At 68.6% G+C, this 20,862-nt stretch carries 22 protein-coding genes; all 22 read left to right on the top strand.

Annotated features, from left to right (window positions below; genetic code table 11):
• The first annotated feature begins 231 nt into the window (after positions 1 to 231).
• The 22 genes from ABZ793_RS22165 to rplE all read left to right on the top strand — a co-directional run bounded on the left by ABZ793_RS22165 (position 232) and on the right by rplE (position 20,862).
• Complete coding sequence (locus ABZ793_RS22165; RefSeq protein WP_357460233.1) at positions 232 to 3,663, top strand: DNA-directed RNA polymerase subunit beta; 3,432 nt, start codon at positions 232 to 234, stop codon at positions 3,661 to 3,663.
• An 80-nt stretch (positions 3,664 to 3,743) separates the two neighbouring features.
• Positions 3,744 to 7,631, top strand: a complete 3,888-nt coding sequence (locus ABZ793_RS22170; protein WP_350682017.1) for a DNA-directed RNA polymerase subunit beta' — start codon at positions 3,744 to 3,746, stop codon at positions 7,629 to 7,631.
• Positions 7,632 to 7,730: 99 nt separating this feature from the next.
• Positions 7,731 to 8,102, top strand: coding sequence for a hypothetical protein (locus ABZ793_RS22175; protein ID WP_357460237.1), 372 nt, complete (start codon positions 7,731 to 7,733; stop codon positions 8,100 to 8,102).
• A 416-nt stretch (positions 8,103 to 8,518) separates the two neighbouring features.
• Complete coding sequence (locus tag ABZ793_RS22180) at positions 8,519 to 8,866, top strand: hypothetical protein (protein WP_357460299.1); 348 nt, start codon at positions 8,519 to 8,521, stop codon at positions 8,864 to 8,866.
• Positions 8,867 to 9,361: 495 nt separating this feature from the next.
• On the top strand, positions 9,362 to 9,736 hold the full coding sequence (gene rpsL, locus ABZ793_RS22185; RefSeq protein WP_007465318.1) for a 30S ribosomal protein S12: 375 nt from the start codon (positions 9,362 to 9,364) through the stop codon (positions 9,734 to 9,736).
• A 1-nt stretch (position 9,737) separates the two neighbouring features.
• Positions 9,738 to 10,208 carry a 30S ribosomal protein S7 gene (gene rpsG, locus ABZ793_RS22190; protein ID WP_013735957.1) on the top strand — a complete coding sequence of 157 codons (471 nt, stop codon included), beginning with the start codon at positions 9,738 to 9,740 and terminating at the stop codon, positions 10,206 to 10,208.
• A gap of 75 nt (positions 10,209 to 10,283) precedes the next feature.
• The gene (gene fusA / locus ABZ793_RS22195; RefSeq protein WP_357460240.1) at positions 10,284 to 12,380 is read left to right on the top strand and encodes an elongation factor G; all 2,097 of its coding nucleotides are present in this window, start codon (positions 10,284 to 10,286) and stop codon (positions 12,378 to 12,380) included.
• Positions 12,381 to 12,598: 218 nt separating this feature from the next.
• Positions 12,599 to 13,792 carry an elongation factor Tu gene (gene tuf / locus ABZ793_RS22200; RefSeq protein WP_357460242.1) on the top strand — a complete coding sequence of 398 codons (1,194 nt, stop codon included), beginning with the start codon at positions 12,599 to 12,601 and terminating at the stop codon, positions 13,790 to 13,792.
• A 350-nt stretch (positions 13,793 to 14,142) separates the two neighbouring features.
• Entirely contained in the window at positions 14,143 to 14,451 is a 309-nt protein-coding gene (gene rpsJ, locus ABZ793_RS22205; RefSeq protein WP_007073037.1) for a 30S ribosomal protein S10, read from the top strand.
• Between the two features lie 11 nt (positions 14,452 to 14,462).
• Positions 14,463 to 15,128 (top strand): 50S ribosomal protein L3, encoded by a 666-nt coding sequence (gene rplC / locus ABZ793_RS22210; RefSeq protein ID WP_357460245.1) that lies wholly within the window; start codon positions 14,463 to 14,465, stop codon positions 15,126 to 15,128.
• Positions 15,125 to 15,775, top strand: a complete 651-nt coding sequence (gene rplD, locus ABZ793_RS22215) for a 50S ribosomal protein L4 (RefSeq protein ID WP_357460248.1) — start codon at positions 15,125 to 15,127, stop codon at positions 15,773 to 15,775. The genes rplC and rplD overlap by 4 nt, the downstream gene beginning before the upstream one ends.
• The gene (rplW, locus tag ABZ793_RS22220; RefSeq protein WP_076466668.1) at positions 15,772 to 16,074 is read left to right on the top strand and encodes a 50S ribosomal protein L23; all 303 of its coding nucleotides are present in this window, start codon (positions 15,772 to 15,774) and stop codon (positions 16,072 to 16,074) included. Before rplD ends, rplW begins: the two co-directional genes overlap by 4 nt.
• 12 nt (positions 16,075 to 16,086) lie before the next feature.
• Positions 16,087 to 16,926 (top strand): 50S ribosomal protein L2, encoded by an 840-nt coding sequence (rplB, locus tag ABZ793_RS22225; RefSeq protein WP_091570064.1) that lies wholly within the window; start codon positions 16,087 to 16,089, stop codon positions 16,924 to 16,926.
• A gap of 12 nt (positions 16,927 to 16,938) precedes the next feature.
• The gene (gene rpsS / locus ABZ793_RS22230) at positions 16,939 to 17,220 is read left to right on the top strand and encodes a 30S ribosomal protein S19 (RefSeq protein ID WP_007073032.1); all 282 of its coding nucleotides are present in this window, start codon (positions 16,939 to 16,941) and stop codon (positions 17,218 to 17,220) included.
• 40 nt (positions 17,221 to 17,260) lie between these two features.
• Positions 17,261 to 17,719, top strand: coding sequence for a 50S ribosomal protein L22 (gene rplV / locus ABZ793_RS22235; protein WP_091102565.1), 459 nt, complete (start codon positions 17,261 to 17,263; stop codon positions 17,717 to 17,719).
• Positions 17,719 to 18,573: a 30S ribosomal protein S3 gene (rpsC, locus tag ABZ793_RS22240; protein ID WP_350711535.1), complete on the top strand. Its 855-nt coding sequence runs from the start codon at positions 17,719 to 17,721 to the stop codon at positions 18,571 to 18,573. Before rplV ends, rpsC begins: the two co-directional genes overlap by 1 nt.
• 3 nt (positions 18,574 to 18,576) lie before the next feature.
• A complete protein-coding gene (rplP, locus tag ABZ793_RS22245; protein WP_073834927.1) occupies positions 18,577 to 19,002 on the top strand; it encodes a 50S ribosomal protein L16 in 426 nt (141 codons plus the stop codon).
• Positions 19,002 to 19,238, top strand: coding sequence for a 50S ribosomal protein L29 (rpmC, locus tag ABZ793_RS22250; RefSeq protein ID WP_007073028.1), 237 nt, complete (start codon positions 19,002 to 19,004; stop codon positions 19,236 to 19,238). Before rplP ends, rpmC begins: the two co-directional genes overlap by 1 nt.
• Complete coding sequence (gene rpsQ, locus ABZ793_RS22255; RefSeq protein ID WP_088998356.1) at positions 19,235 to 19,510, top strand: 30S ribosomal protein S17; 276 nt, start codon at positions 19,235 to 19,237, stop codon at positions 19,508 to 19,510. The genes rpmC and rpsQ overlap by 4 nt, the downstream gene beginning before the upstream one ends.
• A gap of 97 nt (positions 19,511 to 19,607) precedes the next feature.
• Complete coding sequence (gene rplN / locus ABZ793_RS22260) at positions 19,608 to 19,976, top strand: 50S ribosomal protein L14 (RefSeq protein ID WP_007073026.1); 369 nt, start codon at positions 19,608 to 19,610, stop codon at positions 19,974 to 19,976.
• Positions 19,973 to 20,293: a 50S ribosomal protein L24 gene (gene rplX, locus ABZ793_RS22265; protein WP_172896341.1), complete on the top strand. Its 321-nt coding sequence runs from the start codon at positions 19,973 to 19,975 to the stop codon at positions 20,291 to 20,293. The genes rplN and rplX overlap by 4 nt, the downstream gene beginning before the upstream one ends.
• A complete protein-coding gene (gene rplE / locus ABZ793_RS22270; RefSeq protein ID WP_350681992.1) occupies positions 20,293 to 20,862 on the top strand; it encodes a 50S ribosomal protein L5 in 570 nt (189 codons plus the stop codon). Before rplX ends, rplE begins: the two co-directional genes overlap by 1 nt.

Below are 20,862 nucleotides of genomic sequence, written 5' to 3' on the forward strand. Positions count from 1 at the left end.
CGCGTTCCGAGCGGCCCGGTGAGACCCGGTTCCAGGGGTCCCGAGGCGCGTTCCGCGACGACCTGCGGGGTGGGCTGGACAGCGGTTAGCCTCTCGGCTACACTGCTAGTTTGCGCTGCCTTCCGACTTGACCCCTGTTCGGAAATGTCCGTTTACGGATAATTCTGGCGGGGTCATTGGAGTGCACGCGTACCAGCCGTTCTGCAGCACCGGTCCTCGGAAGGACGCATCTTGGCAGCTTCCCGCCCTGCGAAGACCAGTCGTACGTCGAGCGCATTCGCTCCCCGCCGAGTCTCATTCGGCAGGATCACCGAACACCTCGAGGTCCCCAACCTCCTCGCCATCCAGAACGAGTCCTTCGACTGGCTCGTCGGCAACGAGGCTTGGCAGGGCCGGTCGGCGGACGACCCGCACGCACGCTCGGGTCTCGCGGAGATCCTCGACGAGATCAGTCCCATTGAGGACTTCTCCGGCACCATGTCGCTCTCCTTCTCGGCTCCGCGCTTCGACGAGGTCAAGGCCTCGATCGAGGAGTGCAAGGAGAAGGACCTGACCTACTGCGCCCCGCTGTTCGTGACCGCGGAGTTCACCAACAACACCACCGGCGAGATCAAGAGCCAGACGGTGTTCATGGGTGACTTCCCGATGATGACGCCGAAGGGCACCTTCATCATCAACGGCACCGAGCGCGTCGTGGTCAGCCAGCTCGTCCGGTCCCCGGGCGTCTACTTCGACAAGCAGCCGGACAAGACCTCCGACCGCGACCTCTCCAGCGTCAAGGTCATCCCCAGCCGGGGTGCCTGGCTGGAGTTCGACATCGACAAGCGCGAGACGGTCGGCGTTCGCATCGACCGCAAGCGCCGGCAGGCCGTCACGGTGCTGCTCAAGGCCATCGGTTGGTCGGCCGAGCGGATCCGCGAGCGGTTCGGCTGGTCCGAGCTGATGATGACCACGCTCGAGAAGGACCACATCGCCGGCCAGGACGAGGCGCTCCTCGACATCTACCGGAAGCTCCGCCCTGGCGAGCCGCCGACCCGCGAGAACGCCCAGACCCTGCTCGACAACCTCTTCTTCAACCCGAAGCGGTACGACGTCGCCAAGGTCGGTCGTTACAAGTTCAACAAGAAGCTCGAGCTGGACGTGCCGATCACCACCGGCACGCTGACCGAGGACGACATCGTCGCCACCGTGGAGTACCTCTGCCGGCTGCACGCCGGTGAGGAGGGCTACGAGGCCGACGACATCGACCACTTCGGCAACCGGCGCCTGCGTACGGTGGGCGAGCTGATCCAGAACCAGGTCCGGGTCGGGCTGTCCCGGATGGAGCGGGTCGTCCGCGAGCGGATGACCACCCAGGACGTCGAGGCGATCACGCCGCAGACCCTGATCAACATCCGCCCGGTCGTGGCGGCGATCAAGGAGTTCTTCGGCACCTCGCAGCTGTCCCAGTTCATGGACCAGACGAACCCGCTGGCGGGCCTGACCCACCGGCGCCGGCTGAGCGCGCTCGGCCCGGGTGGTCTGTCCCGGGAGCGGGCCGGCTTCGAGGTCCGCGACGTGCACCCGTCCCACTACGGCCGGATGTGCCCGATCGAGACGCCGGAAGGCCCGAACATCGGCCTCATCGGCGCGCTGTCCACCTTCGCCCGGGTCAACCCGTTCGGCTTCATCGAGACGCCGTACCGGAAGGTCGTTGACGGTCGGGTCACCGACCAGATCGACTACCTGACCGCGGACGAGGAGGACCGGTTCGTCAAGGCGCAGGCCAACGCGCCGCTGACAGCCGACGGGACGTTCGCCGAGGACCGCGTCCTGGTCCGTCGTAAGGGCGGCGAGACCGAGGACGTCCCGCCGGCGGCCGTGGACTACATGGACGTGTCGCCGCGGCAGATGACCTCGGTCGCGACCGCGATGATTCCGTTCCTCGAGCACGACGACGCCAACCGGGCGCTCATGGGCGCGAACATGCAGCGCCAGGCGGTGCCGCTGGTCAAGGCCGAGTCGCCGCTGGTCGGCACCGGCATGGAATACCGTGCCGCGGTCGACGCCGGTGACGTGGTGGTCGCCGAGGTCGGTGGCGTCATCGAGGACCTCTGCGCCGACTACATCACCATCCACCAGGACGACGGCCACCGCCGCACGTACCTGCTGCACAAGTTCCGCCGCTCCAACGCCGGCTCCTGCGTCAACCAGAAGCCGGTGGTCTTCGAGGGCGACCGTGTCGAGGCCGGCCAGGTCATCGCCGACGGTCCGTGCACCGACGAGGGCGAGATGGCGCTCGGGCGCAACCTGCTCGTGGCGTTCATGACCTGGGAGGGGCACAACTACGAGGACGCGATCATCCTGTCGCAGCGCCTCGTGCAGCAGGACGTGCTCACCTCGATCCACATCGAGGAGCACGAGGTCGACGCCCGGGACACCAAGCTGGGCCCGGAGGAGATCACCCGCGACATCCCGAACGTCAGCGAGGAGATGCTCGCCGACCTCGACGAGCGCGGCATCATCCGGATCGGCGCCGAGGTCGTCCCCGGCGACATCCTGGTCGGCAAGGTCACGCCCAAGGGCGAGACCGAGCTGACCCCGGAGGAGCGGCTGCTCCGCGCGATCTTCGGTGAGAAGGCGCGCGAGGTCCGCGACACCTCGCTGAAGGTGCCGCACGGCGAGACCGGCACGGTCATCGGCGTGCGTACCTTCTCCCGCGAGGACGGCGACGAGCTGCCGCCGGGCGTCAACGAGCTGGTCCGGGTCTACGTCGCCCAGAAGCGGAAGATCCAGGACGGTGACAAGCTCGCCGGCCGCCACGGCAACAAGGGCGTCATCTCCAAGATCCTGCCGATCGAGGACATGCCGTTCCTGGAGGACGGCACGCCGGTCGACATCGTGCTCAACCCGCTGGGTGTGCCGAGCCGGATGAACATCGGCCAGGTGCTGGAGACCCACCTCGGCTGGGTGGCCAAGACCGGTTGGAAGGTCGAGGGCGACGACGCCGAGTGGAAGCGCCAGCTCCGCTCGATCGAGGCCCACGAGTCCGAGGCGGACACGAACGTGGCCACCCCGGTCTTCGACGGCGCCCGTGAGGAGGAGATCTCCGGTCTGCTCGCGTCGACCCTGCCCAACCGGGACGGCAAGCAGCTGATCGGCTCCAGTGGCAAGGCGCGGCTGTTCGACGGCCGCTCCGGCGAGCCGCTGCCGGACCCGATCGCGGTCGGCTACATCTACATCCTGAAGCTCAACCACCTGGTCGACGACAAGATCCACGCCCGGTCGACCGGCCCGTACTCGATGATCACGCAGCAGCCGCTGGGTGGTAAGGCGCAGTTCGGTGGCCAGCGCTTCGGTGAGATGGAGTGCTGGGCGATGCAGGCGTACGGCGCCGCGTACGCCCTGCAGGAACTGCTGACGATCAAGTCCGACGACGTCCTCGGCCGGGTCAAGGTCTACGAGGCGATCGTCAAGGGCGAGAACATCCCCGAGCCGGGCATCCCCGAGTCGTTCAAGGTGCTGCTCAAGGAGCTGCAGTCGCTGTGCCTCAACGTCGAGGTGCTCTCCAGCGACGGTGTGGCCCTCGAGATGCGCGAGACCGACGACGAGGTGTTCCGGGCCGCGGAGGAGCTGGGCATCGACCTGTCCCGGCGCGAGCCGAGCTCGGTCGAAGAGGTCTGAGGTGAGCGGTCGGGGGCCGGCTCGCCGGCTCCCGACCCCACCCACTAGCTAGCAGTACAGACGACGACATAGGGGACATAGTGCTCGACGTCAACTTCTTCGACGAGCTGCGCATTGGCCTCGCCACCGCCGACGACATCCGTCAGTGGTCGCACGGCGAGGTCAAGAAGCCTGAAACGATCAACTACCGCACCCTGAAGCCGGAAAAGGACGGGCTCTTCTGCGAGAAGATCTTCGGTCCGCAGCGGGACTGGGAGTGCTACTGCGGTAAGTACAAGCGGGTCCGCTTCAAGGGCATCATCTGCGAGCGCTGCGGCGTCGAGGTGACCCGGTCGAAGGTCCGCCGTGAGCGCATGGGCCACATCGAGCTCGCCGCTCCGGTGACCCACATCTGGTACTTCAAGGGCGTGCCGAGCCGGCTGGGCTACCTGCTGGACCTCGCCCCCAAGGACCTCGAGAAGATCATCTACTTCGCCTCGTACGTCGTGACGAGCGTGGACGCCGAGGCGCGTCACCGCGACCTCTCGACGATCGAGAACGAGATCCTGGCCGAGAAGCGGCAGGCCGAGAACAGCCGCGACTCGGAGATCGAGAAGCGGGCCGCCAAGCTCGAGGCCGACCTGGCCGAGCTGGAGGCCGAGGGTGCCAAGGCGGACGTCCGGCGCAAGGTCAAGGAGGGCGGAGAGCGCGAGATGCGCCAGATCCGCGACCGGGCCCAGCGCGAGATCGACCGCCTGGACGAGGTGCTCGACACCTTCCGCAAGCTGGAGCCGAAGCAGCTGGTCACCGACGAGCTGCTCTACCGCGAGCTGCGGGACCGGTTCGGCGAGTACTTCACCGGCGGCATGGGCGCCGAGGCCATCAAGGCGCTGGTCCAGAACATGGACCTCGACGCCGAGGCCGAGAGCCTGCGCGAGACCATCCGCTCCGGCAAGGGCCAGCGGAAGATCCGGGCGCTCAAGCGGCTCAAGGTCGTCGCGGCGTTCCTGAACACCCGCAACTCGCCGCTCGGCATGGTGTTGGACTGCGTCCCGGTCATCCCGCCGGACCTGCGCCCGATGGTGCAGCTCGACGGTGGCCGCTTCGCGACCTCCGACCTGAACGACCTGTACCGCCGCGTGATCAACCGGAACAACCGCCTCAAGCGGCTGATCGACCTCGGCGCGCCCGAGATCATCGTCAACAACGAGAAGCGGATGCTCCAGGAGGCCGTCGACGCGCTGTTCGACAACGGCCGTCGCGGCCGGCCGGTCACCGGCCCGGGTAACCGCCCGCTCAAGTCGCTGTCCGACATGCTCAAGGGCAAGCAGGGCCGGTTCCGCCAGAACCTGCTGGGCAAGCGCGTCGACTACTCCGGCCGTTCGGTCATCGTGGTCGGCCCGAAGCTCAAGCTGCACCAGTGCGGCCTGCCCAAGCAGATGGCGCTGGAGCTGTTCAAGCCGTTCGTGATGAAGCGGCTGGTGGACCTCAACCACGCGCAGAACATCAAGTCCGCCAAGCGGATGGTCGAGCGGCAGCGGCCGGTCGTGTGGGACGTGCTGGAAGAGGTCATCGGCGAGCACCCCGTCCTGCTGAACCGGGCGCCGACCCTGCACCGGCTGGGCATCCAGGCCTTCGAGCCGCAGCTGGTCGAGGGCAAGGCCATCCAGATCCACCCGCTGGTCTGCACCGCGTTCAACGCCGACTTCGACGGTGACCAGATGGCGGTGCACGTGCCGCTGTCCGCCGAGGCCCAGGCCGAGGCGCGGATCCTGATGCTGTCGTCGAACAACATCCTCAAGCCGGCCGACGGCAAGCCGGTCACCATGCCCACCCAGGACATGGTCATCGGCCTCTACCACCTCACCCACCTCACCGCCGGTGAGCGGGGCGAGGGCCGGGCGTTCAGCTCGGACGCCGAGGCCCGGATGGCCTTCGACAACGGCGAGCTGCACCTGCAGGCTCCGGTGAAGATCCGGCTGCGCGGCGTGGTCGGGGTCGACAACGGCGCCGGCGCCGAGCCGTGGACCGCCCCGGAGGGCTGGGTCGAGGGCGACCCGCTGACCGTGGAGACCACCCTCGGCCGGGTGCTGTTCAACGAGACGCTGCCGCAGGGCTACCGCTTCGTGAACTACGAGATCCGCAAGGGTCAGCTCTCCGCGATCGTCAACGACCTCGCCGAGCGCTTCCCCAAGGTGGCGCTGGCCGCCACCCTGGACGGGCTCAAGGAGGCCGGTTTCCACTGGGCCACCTGGTCCGGCGTGACGATCGGCATGGAGGACGTCATCGCTCCGCCGCGCAAGCGGGAGATCCTGGAGCGGTACGAGAAGGAAGCCGACCGGATCGACAAGCAGTACCAGCGTGGTCTGATGACCGCCGAGGAGCGCCGCGGCGAGCTCATCGAGATCTGGACCAAGGCGACCAACGAGGTCGCCAAGGAGATGGACACCGCGCTGCCGCAGGAGAACCCGCTGTGGAAGATGATCAACTCGGGTGCCCGCGGTAACCTCCTCCAGCTCCGGCAGATCGCGGCGATCCGTGGTCTGGTGGCCAACCCGAAGGGTGAGATCATCCCGCGGCCCATCAAGGCCAGCTACCGGGAGGGTCTCTCCGTGCTGGAGTACTTCATCTCCACGCACGGTGCCCGGAAGGGTCTCGCGGACACCGCCCTGCGTACCGCCGACTCGGGTTACCTGACCCGTCGTCTGGTGGACGTCTCGCAGGACGTGATCATCCGCGAGGAGGACTGCGGCACCGACCGCGCCATCCCGATGCAGATCGGCGAGCGGATCGACGGCAAGCTGGTCGTGCACGAGCACGCCGAGACCAGCGTGCACGCCCGGACGCTGGCCGACGACATCAAGGGGCCGGACGGCACCGTCGTCGCCGAGCGGGGCCAGGACATCAACTCGATCCTGGTCGACAAGATTGTCGCCGCCGGGGTGGAGACGGTCCGGGTTCGCAGCGTGCTCACCTGCGAGTCGAAGCTGGGCGTCTGCGGCGCGTGCTACGGCCGCTCGCTGCCGACCGGCAAGACCGTGGACGTCGGCGAGGCGGTCGGCATCATCGCCGCCCAGTCGATCGGTGAGCCGGGTACGCAGCTGACGATGCGTACCTTCCACACGGGTGGTGTCGCGGGTGAGGACATCACCCAGGGTCTGCCCCGTGTCCAGGAGATCTTCGAGGCCCGGGTCCCGAAGGGCAAGGCGCCCATCGCCGACACCCCGGGTCGGATCCGGATCGAGGACGGCGAGCGGTCGCGGAAGATCATCGTGGTGCCGGACGACGGCAGCGACGAGATCGTCTACGACAAGATCTCCAAGCGGGTCCGGCTGCGGACCCACGACGGCGACCACGTCGAGGTCGGCGAGAAGCTCACCGAGGGCACCATCGACCCGCACGAGCTGCTGCGCATCCTCGGCCCGCGCGCGGTCCAGGTCCACCTGACCCAGGAGGTCCAGGAGGTCTACCGCTCGCAGGGTGTGCTCATCCACGACAAGCACATCGAGATCATCATCCGCCAGATGCTCAAGCGGGTGACGGTCATCGACTCCGGCTCGACCGAGTTCCTGCCGGGCGTGCTGGTCGACCGGGCGCTGTTCGAGTCGGAGAACCGCCGACTCGTCTCCGAGGGCGGCGAGCCCGCCGCCGGGCGCCCGGTGCTGATGGGTATCACCAAGGCCTCGCTGGCCACCGACTCCTGGCTCTCGGCGGCCTCCTTCCAGGAGACCACCCGGGTGCTGACCGACGCGGCGATCAACTCGCGAAGCGACTCGCTCGTCGGCCTCAAGGAGAACGTGATCATCGGTAAGCTCATCCCGGCCGGTACGGGCATCAGCAAGTACCGCAACGTCCGGGTCGAGCCGACCGAGGAGGCGAAGGCCAAGGTCTACTCGATGACCGGCTACCCCGAGACCGACTACGGCTTCGGGCCGGCCAGCGGCCAGGCGGTTCCGCTGGACGACTTCGACTTCGGGTCGTACCGCTAAACAGCACGGACGACGAGGCCCCCGGCAGCCGCCGGGGGCCTCGTCGCGTCCCGGGGATCGGCCGGCCCGATCCGGCGGGGCCGGGGCATGATGGAGGGCATGACGACCGCACCCGGGCAGGCGCCCGTCGCCCCGCCGGTGCCGCCGCGCCACCCGCTCGACCCGGACCCGGCCCGGGCCACCAAGGCGAAGGCGGTCTTCGCGCTGGGCCTGATCGGCGCGCTGACCGGCCTGTTCGTCGGCGGCGTGGTGCCCGCCACGGTGGCGCTCCAGCTCGCCCGGCAGGCGCGCCGCGAGGCGTACGCGTCGGGGGGCTTCCTGACCGGCGCGGCCTGGCTGCGCCAGGGGGAGCGGCTGGCCTGGGCGGGCCTGATCCTGGTCGCGGTCACCGTGGTGGCCGCGGTGGTGGTCGGGGTGGTCCGCCTCGCCGACGCGCCCTACGGGCAGGACTTCGCGCCGAACGTGGACTGACCGCCCGGGGGAACGGGTCCCGCCGGGAGCGGGCCGTCCGCCCGCCGGCGGTAGCCTGGCCCGGTGTCCGTCGCGCGGCGGTGGACGCCGAGACGTCGACAGGAGGACCCGTGACGGAACCGGCGCGCTTCCCGGGCAGCGACCCCGCGGCGCCCCCCGCCACGCACCCGGACGCCGCCCCGTCCGACGCGGGGCAGTGGGCACGGCCCGACGCGGCTGCCCCGCCCGCCCCGACGGGACACACGCCACCGCCCGCGTCCGGCGGCTGGGGCGCGCCTCCGGGCCCGGGTCCCGGCGCGCCTCCGGGTCCCGGCTGGGGTGGCGGCTCCGCCCTCCCGGCCCGGACGCCTCCGCCGCCGCGGGAGCCGGGCCGGCCGCCGAAGCGGGTCGAGGCGGTCGCCGGCACGCCGTTCGGCGTGGTGCACCTGGACGTGCCCCCGGTCACCTCCGGCCTCGCCCTCGGTTCGCTGGTGGCCGGGATCGTCTCGATCCTCGTCGCGCTGCTGGTGGTCTGCCTCGGCGCGGTCGCCGGCATGGGTGGCGCCTGGGCGGCCGGCGCCTTCACCGTGCTGGGCGTGCTGGCGGGGGCGGGCGCGGTCGTCGCCGGCCTGTTCGGGCTGCGGCAGATCCGCCGTGCGGCGCCGCCGCCGGCGGTCCGGTTCACCGGGCGGGGGCTGGCGGTGGCCGGCGTGAGCTGCGGCGGGGCGGGCCTGCTGCTCAGCCTGCTCGGGCTGGGGCTGGCGTTGCTGGTGGCGCTGGCGTGACGCGGAACCGCGACGGCCGGGCGTGAGCGGGGCCGCCCCGGGGTCGACGGGTCGGTTCCTGGGGAAGCCGGTACACTTGTGACCGTAGGTGCCCATCACGGGCGGGCAGGCGCGACGGGTTCGATCGGCGGGCGGGTGAGACGCTACGCCGGCCACTCCGTTTTGACCTGGGCGCTTGTGGTAGGTACTCTTTCCCCTTGTGCCCGGGCAAGCCCGGGCGACTCGTGCGTGCGCTGGATCCGGCGATCCGGAGATCGCGTGGGAGCACGACAAAGCCAAAGATCCGGCGCGCGGCCTGCCGTGTGCCGGTGAAAGACCCCGGTCGACACGCGTGAGCGCCGACGCCGGGACCGTGAGCTGGGCGACACGCCCGACCGCGGGTGCCGGGACCTCCGCGAGGTGGCCCTGGTCGGAATGTAGGAGAGCCGGTCATCAGGTCGGCTACGGCAGAAGGCGCGGCCGCCACACAGCGGCCGAAGGGAGCGGAGAAGCCCGGTGCCCACCATTCAGCAGCTGGTCCGAAAGGGCCGTCAGGCCAAGACGACCAAGACGAAGACCCCGGCGCTCAAGGGGTCTCCCCAGCGGCGCGGCGTGTGCACCCGCGTGTACACCACCACCCCGAAGAAGCCGAACTCGGCGCTCCGCAAGGTCGCTCGTGTCAAGCTCAGCAGCCAGATCGAGGTGACCGCCTACATCCCGGGCGTCGGCCACAACCTGCAGGAGCACTCGATCGTGCTCGTCCGCGGCGGCCGTGTGAAGGACCTCCCCGGCGTGCGGTACAAGATCGTTCGCGGCTCGCTGGACACCCAGGGTGTCCGCAACCGCAAGCAGGCTCGCAGCCGTTACGGCGCGAAGAAGGAGAAGAGCTGAGATGCCGCGTAAGGGACCCGCTCCGCGGAAGCCGCTGGTCGCTGACCCGGTGTACAACTCGCCGCTGGTCACCCAGCTGGTGAACAAGATCCTGCTGCGCGGTAAGCGCCAGCTCGCCGAGCGCATCGTCTACGCGGCCCTCGAGGGCTGCCGCGAGAAGTCCGGCACCGACCCGGTCGTCACCCTCAAGCGGGCGATGGACAACGTCAAGCCGACCCTCGAGGTGCGCAGCCGCCGCGTCGGTGGCGCCACCTACCAGGTCCCGGTCGAGGTCCGCCCGGCCCGGGCGACCACCCTGGGCCTGCGCTGGCTGGTCACCTACTCCCGCGCCCGTCGCGAGAAGACCATGGTCGAGCGGCTGATGAACGAGCTGCTGGACGCGAGCAACGGCCTCGGTGCCGCCGTCAAGCGGCGCGAGGACACGCACAAGATGGCCGAGTCCAACAAGGCCTTCGCGCACTACCGCTGGTAACACCCTGGTTCCGGCGTCCGCGTGACGCCGGAACCGCCACCAGTTGTGTCGAGACGACGATAAGTAGGGATTGAAGTGGCCGCCGCAGACGCGCTCGCCAACGTACGCAACATCGGCATCATGGCCCACATCGATGCTGGTAAGACCACCACCACCGAGCGGATCCTGTTCTACACCGGTATCACGTACAAGATCGGCGAAACCCACGAGGGTGGCGCCGTGATGGACTGGATGGAACAGGAGCAGGAGCGCGGTATCACCATCACCTCCGCCGCCACCAAGTGCGAGTGGAAGGGCCACACGATCCAGATCATCGACACGCCCGGCCACGTCGACTTCACGGTCGAGGTCGAGCGGTCGCTGCGGGTGCTGGACGGTGCGGTCGCGGTCTACGACGGTGTCGCCGGCGTGGAGCCCCAGACGGAGAACGTCTGGCGGCAGGCGGACAAGTACAACGTCCCCCGGATGTGCTTCGTCAACAAGCTCGACCGGACCGGCGCCGACTTCTTCCGCTGCGTGCAGATGATGATCGACCGGCTCAACGCCACCCCGCTCGTGCTCCAGATCCCGATCGGCGCCGAGTCCGACTTCATCGGCGTGGTCGACCTTATCGAGATGCGGGCGCTCACCTGGCGCGGGGAGACCCAGAAGGGTGAGGACTACACGGTCGAGGAGATCCCGGCCCACCTCGCCGACTCCGCCGCCGAGTGGCGCGAGAAGCTGATGGAGACCCTGGCCGACGTCGACGACGCGGTGATGGAGAAGTACCTGGAGGGCGAGGAGATCTCCGTCGAGGAGATCAAGGCCGCCATCCGTCGGGCCACCATCGGCGGCAAGGCCAACCCGGTCCTCACCGGCACCGCCTTCAAGAACAAGGGCATCCAGCCGATGCTCGACGCCGTCGTCGCGTACCTGCCGTCGCCGCTGGACATCCCGGCGATCGAGGGCACGGCCACCGACGGCGAAACGCCGATGCAGCGGAAGCCGTCCAAGTCGGAGCCGTTCTCGGGCCTCGCCTTCAAGATCCAGACGGACAAGCACCTCGGCAAGCTCACCTACGTCCGGCTCTACTCCGGCACGCTCGAGTCCGGCTCCCAGGTGGTCAACTCCACCAAGGACCGCAAGGAGCGGATCGGCAAGATCTACCAGATGCACGCCAACAAGCGGGAAGAGCGCAGCTCGGCCCAGGCGGGCGACATCATCGCGGTGCAGGGTCTCAAGCAGACCACCACCGGTGACACCCTGTGCGACCCGGCGAACCCGGTCATCCTGGAGTCGATGACCTTCCCGGAGCCGGTCATCGAGGTCGCCATCGAGCCGAAGACCAAGGCCGACCAGGAGAAGCTCAGCACCGCCATCCAGCGGCTGGCCGAGGAGGACCCGACCTTCCGCGTCAAGCTGGACGACCAGACCGGCCAGACGGTCATCTCCGGCATGGGCGAGCTGCACCTGGACATCCTGGTCGACCGGATGCGCCGCGAGTTCAACGTCGAGGCGAACATCGGCAAGCCGCAGGTGGCGTACCGCGAGACCATCCGCCGCAAGGTGGAGAAGGTCGAGTACACCCACAAGAAGCAGACCGGTGGTTCCGGCCAGTACGCCCGGGTGATCATCAGCCTGGAGCCGCTGCCGCTGGGCAACGACGCCCCGACCTACGAGTTCGCCAACGCCGTGACCGGTGGCCGCATCCCCCGGGAGTTCATCCCGTCGGTGGACGCGGGCGCGCAGGACGCCATGCAGTACGGCATCCTCGCCGGCTTCCCCCTGGTGGGCGTCAAGCTCACCCTGGTGGACGGCCAGTACCACGAGGTCGACTCGTCGGAAATGGCATTCAAGATCGCCGGCTCGATGGCGATGAAGGAGGCGGCCCGCAAGGCCGACCCCGCGCTGCTCGAGCCGATGATGGCCGTTGAGGTCACCACTCCCGAGGAGAACATGGGTGACGTCATCGGCGACCTCAACTCCCGCCGTGGCATCATCCAGGCGATGGAGGAGCGCAGCGGCGCCCGCGTCGTCCGGGCCCTGGTGCCGTTGTCGGAGATGTTCGGCTACGTCGGCGACCTGCGGTCGAAGACCCAGGGCCGGGCTAGCTACAGCATGCAGTTCGACTCCTACGCCGAGGTTCCGGCCTCGGTCGCGAAGGAGATCATCGCCAAGGCGACGGGTGAGTGACCTCACCTGACGTGCTCCGTTGATCCGGGGCGGTCGCGGGAGGGCTCCCCGCCCGCGACCACCTCGGTCGGGATGCGTGAGACCGGGCCTGTAGGCTTCATCGCCGCAGAACCCACCAAAGCTCTCCGGCCGCCAGGCCGGAAAGGCTGTCGACAGAGTCCTAAGCGCCGACCGGCGCGCCGGGGCGAACGAACCAAGAAGTCCACAGGAGGACACCAGTGGCGAAGGCGAAGTTCGAGCGGACTAAGCCGCACGTCAACATCGGCACCATTGGTCACATCGACCACGGTAAGACGACGCTGACGGCGGCCATCACCAAGGTCCTGCACGACCAGTTCCCGGACCTCAACCCGTACACGCCGTTCGACGCGATCGACAAGGCGCCGGAGGAGAAGGCCCGCGGCATCACGATCTCCATCTCGCACGTCGAGTACCAGACCGAGGCGCGGCACTACGCGCACGTCGACTGCCCCGGTCACGCCGACTACATCAAGAACATGATCACCGGTGCCGCGCAGATGGACGGCGCGATCCTGGTGGTCGCGGCGACCGACGGCCCGATGCCGCAGACCCGCGAGCACGTGCTGCTGGCCCGCCAGGTCGGCGTGCCGTACATCGTCGTGGCGCTCAACAAGAGCGACATGGTCGACGACGAGGAGCTCCTGGAGCTCGTCGAGCTCGAGGTCCGCGAGCTGCTCTCGTCGCAGGAGTACCCGGGTGACGACCTGCCGGTCGTCCGGGTCTCGGCGCTGAAGGCCCTCGAGGGTGACCCCGAGTGGACCGGCAAGCTGCTGGACCTGATGACCGCTGTCGACACCGCGATCCCGCAGCCGCAGCGCGAGACCGAGAAGCCGTTCCTGATGCCGATCGAGGACGTCTTCACGATCACCGGTCGTGGCACCGTCGTCACCGGTCGCGCGGAGCGCGGCGTGCTCAAGCCGAACGAGGAGGTGGAGATCGTCGGCATCCGCGAGAAGTCGATGAAGACCACCTGCACCGGCATCGAGATGTTCCGCAAGCTGCTCGACGAGGCCCGCGCGGGCGAGAACGTCGGTCTGCTGCTGCGTGGCATCAAGCGCGAGGACGTCGAGCGCGGCATGGTCGTCATCAAGCCGGGCACCACGACCCCGCACACGGAGTTCGAGGCGACGGTCTACATCCTCTCGAAGGAGGAGGGCGGCCGGCACACCCCGTTCTTCCAGAACTACCGTCCGCAGTTCTACTTCCGGACCACGGACGTCACCGGTGTCGTCACGCTCCCCGAGGGCACCGAGATGGTCATGCCGGGTGACAACACCACCATGACGGTGAAGCTGATCCAGCCCATCGCCATGGAGGAGAACCTCAAGTTCGCGATCCGCGAGGGTGGCCGCACCGTCGGCGCCGGGTTCGTCACCAAGATCATCAAGTGAGCTAGGTAACCCCGATTAGACCCGCCGCCGGTCGTGCGGCATACTAGTCAGGTTGCGTAACGACAGTTCGCTGCCCGTGTTCGGCTTTCGTCGAACCTCCGGGCTGTAGGACAGTCGGGCGTAGGGTGGTTGGCGGCCCGTCCGCCAGCCACCCTCGCACGGCGTTCAGGTCGCGGTAGTGCGATCGGCGCCTTGACCCACCGCGCGGTCAGAATCGCTCCGGAGTCCCGGGGCGGAGCCTGGCCCGAGGGCGCGACACGCCCGACCGCGGGGGTCGGCGAAGTGGGCCTGTACCAGCCGGTACAGGCGCCCGCAACACAGCGGCATCGAGAGAAGGAACAGAAGCCACCATGGCGGGACAGAAGATCCGCATCCGGCTCAAGGCCTATGACCACGAGGTCGTCGACTCCTCGGCTCGGAAGATCGTCGAGACGGTGACGCGTACCGGGGCGCAGGTCGCAGGCCCGGTGCCGCTGCCCACGGAGATCAACCGTTTCTGCGTTATCCGCTCGCCGCACAAGTACAAGGACTCGCGCGAGCACTTCGAGATGCGCACGCACAAGCGGCTGATCGACATCATCGACCCGACCCCGAAGACGGTCGACTCGCTCATGCGCCTCGACCTGCCGGCTGGCGTCGACATCGAGATCAAGCTGTAGGGACCGGACAAATGGACAGGCAAGTCAAGGGGATCCTGGGCGCAAAGCTCGGCATGACCCAGGTCTGGGACAACAACCGCGTTGTCCCGGTGACCGTGGTTCAGGCCGGCCCGTGCGTCATCAGCCAGGTTCGTAGCGCCGACAAGGACGGTTACTCCGCGGTCCAGCTGGCGTACGGCACGATCGACCCACGCAAGGTCAAGAAGCCGATCAGCGGGCACTACGCGAAGGCCGACGTCGCGCCGCGCCGGCACATCGTCGAGCTGCGCACCGCCGACGCGGCGGACTACTCGCTCGGCCAGGAGATCACGGTCGAGGAGTTCCCGGCCGGTGTCTCGATCGACGTGACCGGCAAGACCAAGGGCAAGGGCTACGCCGGCCCGATGAAGCGTCACGGCTTCCACGGTCTGCGCGCCAGCCACGGTGTCGAGCGCAAGCACCGCTCGCCGGGCTCCATCGGCGCCTGCGCCACCCCGGGTCGTGTCTTCAAGGGCACCCGGATGGCCGGCCGGATGGGTGGCGTGCGCTACACCGTCCAGAACCTGACCGTCCAGGCGGTCGACACCGAGAACAACCTCCTGCTCGTCCGCGGCGCCATTCCCGGCCCCAAGGGCGCGCTGGTCCTGGTCCGCACCGCGGCCAAGACCAAGGTGAAGAAGGGCGGTGTGGCCAAGTGACCACCGTTGACGTCCTCTCCGTCGAAGGCAACAAGAGCGGCTCCGTCGAGCTGCCCGCCGACATCTTCGACGTCCAGGCCAACGTCGCGCTGATGCACCAGGTCGTGGTGGCCCAGCTCGCGGCGGCCCGGCAGGGCACGCACAAGGTCAAGACCCGCGGCGAGGTCGCCGGTGGCGGCAAGAAGCCGTACAAGCAGAAGGGCACCGGTCGTGCCCGGCAGGGCTCGATCCGCGCGCCGCAGTTCGCCGGCGGTGGCGTGGTGCACGGTCCCGTGCCGCGCGACTACAGCCAGCGCACCCCGAAGAAGATGAAGGCCGCCGCCCTGCGTGGCGCCCTGTCGGACCGGGCCCGCGCCGGGCAGGTGCACGTCGTCGAGGCGTTCGTCTCGGGCGAGAAGCCGTCGACCAAGGCCGCCCTGGCCACGCTGGCCAAGCTGACCGACGCCCGCCGGGTGCTGGTCGTGCTGAGCAGCACCGACGAGCTGAACTGGGTGTCGCTGCGCAACGAGCCGCGGGTGCACCTGATCGAAGCCGGCCAGCTCAACACGTACGACGTGCTGGTGGCCGACGACGTGGTCTTCACGAAGGACGCCCTGGACGAGTTCCTCGGTGTTCCCGCCGAGACCACCGAGGAGGGTGGCAAGTGAGCACGATCGCCGACCCGCGCGACATCATCGTGGCGCCGGTCGTCTCGGAGAAGAGCTACAGCGAGCTGAACCGCAACTGGTACACCTTCCTGGTGCACCCGGACGCGAACAAGACCGAGATCAAGATCGCTATCCAGCAGATCTTCAACGTCCGCGTCCTGACGGTCAACACGCTCAACCGCGAGGGCAAGCGCAAGCGGACCCGCACCGGGTTCGGCAAGCGCAAGGACACCAAGCGGGCGATGGTGAAGCTGGCTGACGGTGACCGTATCGAGGCCTTCGGCGGCCCGGTCAGCTGAGGGGTGTAGACAATGGCTATCCGTAAGTACAAGCCGACGACGCCGGGCCGGCGTGGCTCGAGCGTCGCCGACTTCGCCGAGATCACCCGGTCGACGCCCGAGAAGTCGCTGCTGGCCCCGCTGCCGAAGAAGGGCGGACGCAACGCCCACGGCCGGATCACCACGCGGCACCACGGTGGCGGTCACAAGCGCCAGTACCGTCTGATCGACTTCAAGCGGGTCGACAAGGACGGCGTGCCGGCGAAGGTCGCCCACATCGAGTACGACCCGAACCGCACCGCGCGCATCGCGCTGCTGCACTACGCCGACGGCGAGAAGCGCTACATCCTCGCGCCGAAGGACCTGAAGCAGGGCGACGCGGTCGAGTCCGGGCCGGGCGCCGACATCAAGCCGGGCAACAACCTGCCGCTGCGCAACATCCCGGTCGGTACCACCATCCACAACGTGGAGCTGCGCCCGGGCGGCGGCGCCAAGCTGGCCCGCTCGGCCGGCGTCGGCATCCAGCTGCTCGGCCGCGAGGGCGCGTACGCGACCCTGCGCATGCCGTCCGGTGAGATCCGGCGGGTCGACGTCCGCTGCCGCGCCAGCATCGGCGAGATCGGCAACGCCGACCAGTCGAACATCAACTGGGGCAAGGCCGGCCGGATGCGGTGGAAGGGCAAGCGCCCGACCGTCCGTGGTGTCGCGATGAACCCGGTCGACCACCCGCACGGTGGTGGTGAGGGTAAGACCTCCGGCGGTCGCCACCCGGTCAACCCGCAGGGTAAGCCCGAGGGCCGCACCCGTCGTAAGGGCCAGCCGAGTGACCGGCTGATCGTCCGCCGCCGCTACGCCACGCGTAAGCGCGGCTGAGGGAGATAAGACATGCCTCGCAGCCTGAAGAAGGGCCCGTTCGTCGACGACCACCTGCTCAAGAAGGTGGAGACGCAGAACGACAAGGGCTCGAAGAACGTCATCAAGACCTGGTCGCGGCGCTCGACGATCATCCCGGAGATGCTGGGTCACACGATCGCCGTGCACGACGGACGCAAGCACGTCCCGGTGTTCGTGACCGAGGCGATGGTCGGGCACAAGCTCGGCGAGTTCGCGCTGACCCGCACGTTCAAGGGTCACGAGAAGGACGACCGGAAGAGCCGTCGGCGCTGACGCCGCGGGCATACGGATAGAGGAACAAGGGGTTACAGCGATGCCAGGAAAGGGCGACGCTCCGGTGCTTCCGGGCGCGCGGGCGGTTGCGCGGCACGTGCGCATCTCGCCGATGAAGGCGCGCCGGGTGGTCAACCTCGTCCGCGGCCTGCCCGCGAAGGAGGCGCTCACGGTGCTGCAGTTCGCGCCGCAGGCTGCGAGCGAGCAGGTGTACAAGGTGCTCGCGAGCGCGATCGCCAACGCGGAGAACAACGAGCGGCTGGACCCCGACGCGCTGCTCGTCAGCGAGGCGTACGTGGACGAGGGCCCGACCATGAAGCGGTTCCAGCCGCGGGCGCAGGGCCGGGCGTACCGGATCCGCAAGCGCACCTGCCACATCACCGTCGCGGTCGAGGCCGTGGCGCCGGCCGCGCCGAAGAAGGCCGCGGCGAAGAAGGCGGCCCCGGCGAAGCAGGCGGAGCCGGCTGAGACGCAGAGCAAGACGGAGGGCGCCGAGTAATGGGTCAGAAGGTTCACCCGCACGGGTTCCGGCTCGGCATCTCGACCGACTGGAAGTCCCGCTGGTTCGCGGACAAGCTCTACAAGGACTACATCGGCGAGGACGTCAAGATCCGCCGCATGATGTCCAAGGGCCTCGAGCGTGCCGGCATCTCCAAGGTCGACATCGAGCGCACCCGGGACCGGGTCCGCGTCGACATCCACACCGCCCGGCCGGGCATCGTCATCGGCCGCAAGGGTGCGGAGGCCGACCGGATCCGCGGCGAGCTCGAGAAGCTGACCGGCAAGCAGGTCCAGCTGAACATCATCGAGGTGAAGAGCCCCGAGTCGGACGCGCAGCTCGTCGCCCAGGGCGTCGCCGAGCAGCTGTCCAGCCGGGTCAGCTTCCGTCGGGCGATGCGCAAGGCCATGCAGTCCGCGATGAAGAACCCGGTCTGCAAGGGCATCCGGGTCCAGGTCTCGGGCCGTCTCGGCGGCGCCGAGATGAGCCGGACCGAGTTCTACCGCGAGGGCCGGGTCCCGCTGCACACGCTGCGGGCCAACATCGAGTACGGCTTCTTCGAGGCCCGTACCACCTTCGGCCGGATCGGCGTGAAGGTCTGGATCTACAAGGGCGACGCGGTGCCGGGTCGGGAGACCCCGGCCGAGGCTCCGTCGCGCCCGCGCCGTGAGCGCGGCGACCGCCCCGAGCGGCCGCGCCGTGGTCGGTCCGGCTCGTCCGGCACGACCGCCGGCGGCACCGAGACCGGCCGGGCCGCCGCGACCACCATCGCGCAGCAGGCCGAGACGCCGAGTGGTGACGCGGTGGATCCCGCCGCCGTCTCCGCCGCGGCAGAAACGCAGCAGGAGGGCTGACAGATGCTGATGCCGCGCAAGCCCCCGAAGGGCTTCCGCAAGCCGCACCACCCGGACCGCCACGGCGCGTCCAAGGGTGGTAACCGGGTGGTGTTCGGCGAGTTCGGGATCCAGGCTCTCGAGCCGGCGTACGTGACCAACCGCCAGATCGAGTCGGCCCGTATCGCGATGACCCGCCACATCAAGCGTGGTGGCAAGGTCTGGATCACGATCTTCCCGGACCAGGCCCTCACCAAGAAGCCGGCCGAGACCCGGATGGGTTCCGGTAAGGGTTCGCCCGAGTGGTGGGTCGCCAACGTGAAGCCGGGGCGGGTCCTCTTCGAGATGTCCTTCCCCAACGAGCAGATCGCGCGAGAGGCGATGCGTCGCGCGATCCACAAGCTCCCGATGAAGTGCCGCATTGTTACGCGCGAAGTGGGTGAATCCTGATGGCAGCGGGCGTTAAGGCCTCCGAGCTGCGTGAGCTCTCCGAGGAGGAGCTGGTCACGAAGCTGCGCGAGGCCAAGGCGGAGCTGTTCAACCTCCGCGTGCAGGCCGCAACCGGGCAGCTGGACAACAACCGGCGGCTGCAGGTCATCCGTCGGGAGATCGCCCGGATCTACACGATCATGCGTGAGCGCGAGCTGGGTCTCTCGGCCGCGCCGACTGAGGTGACTGCATCATGAGCGAGAACACCACCGCCGCCGCGCGGGCCCGCCGCAAGGTGCGTGAGGGCCTCGTGGTCAGCGACAAGATGGAAAAGACCGTCGTCGTCGAGGTCGAGGACCGGGTCAAGCACGCGCTGTACGGCAAGATCATGCGCCGTACCAGCAAGCTGAAGGTGCACGACGAGCAGAACACCGCCGGCATCGGCGACCGGGTCCTGATCATGGAGACCCGGCCGCTGTCCGCCACCAAGCGGTGGCGGCTCGTGGAGATCCTGGAAAAGGCCAAGTAGCGAAGGCTCAAGCTCGCCCGGCGTCAGTCGGGCGCGGGTTCCGCCAGGCTCCGGCCGCCTCGCGCGGCCGGAGAACCGGCAGACATAGGAGATAGACGTGATTCAGCAGGAGTCGCGACTGCGCGTCGCCGACAACACGGGTGCTCGGGAGATCTTGTGCATCCGGGTTCTCGGTGGCTCCGGTCGGCGCTACGCGAGCATCGGCGACGTCATCGTGGCCACCGTCAAGGACGCGATCCCGGGTGCCGGTGTGAAGAAGGGCGACGTCGTCAAGGCTGTCGTCGTTCGCACCGCCAAGGAGAAGCGGCGGCCGGACGGTTCGTACATCCGCTTCGACGAGAACGCCGCCGTCATCATCAAGGACGGCGGGGACCCGCGCGGCACCCGTATCTTCGGCCCGGTGGGTCGGGAGCTGCGGGACAAGCGGTTCATGAAGATCATCTCTCTCGCGCCGGAGGTGTTGTGACCGTGAAGGTCAAGAAGGGCGACACGGTCGTCGTCATCGCCGGCAAGGACAAGGGTGCCAAGGGCAAGGTCATCGCGGCCTACCCGCGGCAGGACAAGGTCCTGGTCGAGGGCGTGAACCGGGTCAAGAAGCACACCCGCATCAGCACCACCCAGCGTGGCGCCAAGACCGGTGGCATCGTCACCCAGGAGGCCCCGATCCACGTCTCGAACGTGCAGGTCCTGGACTCCGACGGCAAGCCGACCCGCGTCGGTTACCGGATCGACGAAAACGGCCAGAAGGTCCGCATCGCGCGTAGCACCGGTAAGGACCTGTGATGACCACGGCTACCGAAACCAAGACCATGCCGCGCCTCAAGGAGCGGTACCGCAACGAGATCGTGGCCCAGCTGCAGGAGCAGCACAAGTACGGCAACCCGATGCAGGTGCCGCGGCTGGTCAAGATCGTCGTCAACATGGGTGTCGGCGAGGCCGCCCGGGACGCCAAGCTGATCGACGGCGCCGTCCGGGACCTGGCCACCATCACCGGCCAGAAGCCGCAGGTGCGGCGGGCGACCAAGTCCATCGCGCAGTTCAAGCTCCGCGAGGGCATGCCGATCGGCGCGAAGGTGACCCTCCGGGGTGACCGGATGTGGGAGTTCCTGGACCGGCTGCTGTCGATCGCGCTGCCGCGTATCCGCGACTTCCGCGGTCTCGACGGACGCAAGCTCGACGGGCACGGCAACTACACGTTCGGTCTGACCGAGCAGTCGGTGTTCCACGAGATCGACCAGGACAAGATCGATCGGCAGCGGGGCATGGACATCACGGTGGTCACGACCGCCACGACCGACGACGAGGGCCGGGCGCTGCTCAAGCTCCTGGGCTTCCCGTTCAAGGAGAACTGA

Origin of the sequence: Micromonospora sp. NPDC047465 (genome assembly GCF_040643125.1) — a bacterium.
Lineage (GTDB): Bacteria > Actinomycetota > Actinomycetes > Mycobacteriales > Micromonosporaceae > Micromonospora.

Excerpts from the sequence above, each read along its gene's own strand:
- ABZ793_RS22175 (WP_357460237.1), top strand. The coding sequence starts at position 7,731 with ATGACGACCGCACCCGGGCAGGCGCCCGTCGCCCCGCCGGTGCCGCCG.
- rpsG (WP_013735957.1), top strand. The coding sequence starts at position 9,738 with ATGCCGCGTAAGGGACCCGCTCCGCGGAAGCCGCTGGTCGCTGACCCG.
- rpsJ (WP_007073037.1), top strand. The coding sequence starts at position 14,143 with ATGGCGGGACAGAAGATCCGCATCCGGCTCAAGGCCTATGACCACGAG.
- rplC (WP_357460245.1), top strand. The coding sequence starts at position 14,463 with ATGGACAGGCAAGTCAAGGGGATCCTGGGCGCAAAGCTCGGCATGACC.
- rplB (WP_091570064.1), top strand. The coding sequence starts at position 16,087 with ATGGCTATCCGTAAGTACAAGCCGACGACGCCGGGCCGGCGTGGCTCG.
- rpsS (WP_007073032.1), top strand. The coding sequence starts at position 16,939 with ATGCCTCGCAGCCTGAAGAAGGGCCCGTTCGTCGACGACCACCTGCTC.
- rplV (WP_091102565.1), top strand. The coding sequence starts at position 17,261 with ATGCCAGGAAAGGGCGACGCTCCGGTGCTTCCGGGCGCGCGGGCGGTT.
- rpsC (WP_350711535.1), top strand. The coding sequence starts at position 17,719 with ATGGGTCAGAAGGTTCACCCGCACGGGTTCCGGCTCGGCATCTCGACC.
- rplP (WP_073834927.1), top strand. The coding sequence starts at position 18,577 with ATGCTGATGCCGCGCAAGCCCCCGAAGGGCTTCCGCAAGCCGCACCAC.
- rpmC (WP_007073028.1), top strand. The coding sequence starts at position 19,002 with ATGGCAGCGGGCGTTAAGGCCTCCGAGCTGCGTGAGCTCTCCGAGGAG.
- rpsQ (WP_088998356.1), top strand. The coding sequence starts at position 19,235 with ATGAGCGAGAACACCACCGCCGCCGCGCGGGCCCGCCGCAAGGTGCGT.
- rplE (WP_350681992.1), top strand. The coding sequence starts at position 20,293 with ATGACCACGGCTACCGAAACCAAGACCATGCCGCGCCTCAAGGAGCGG.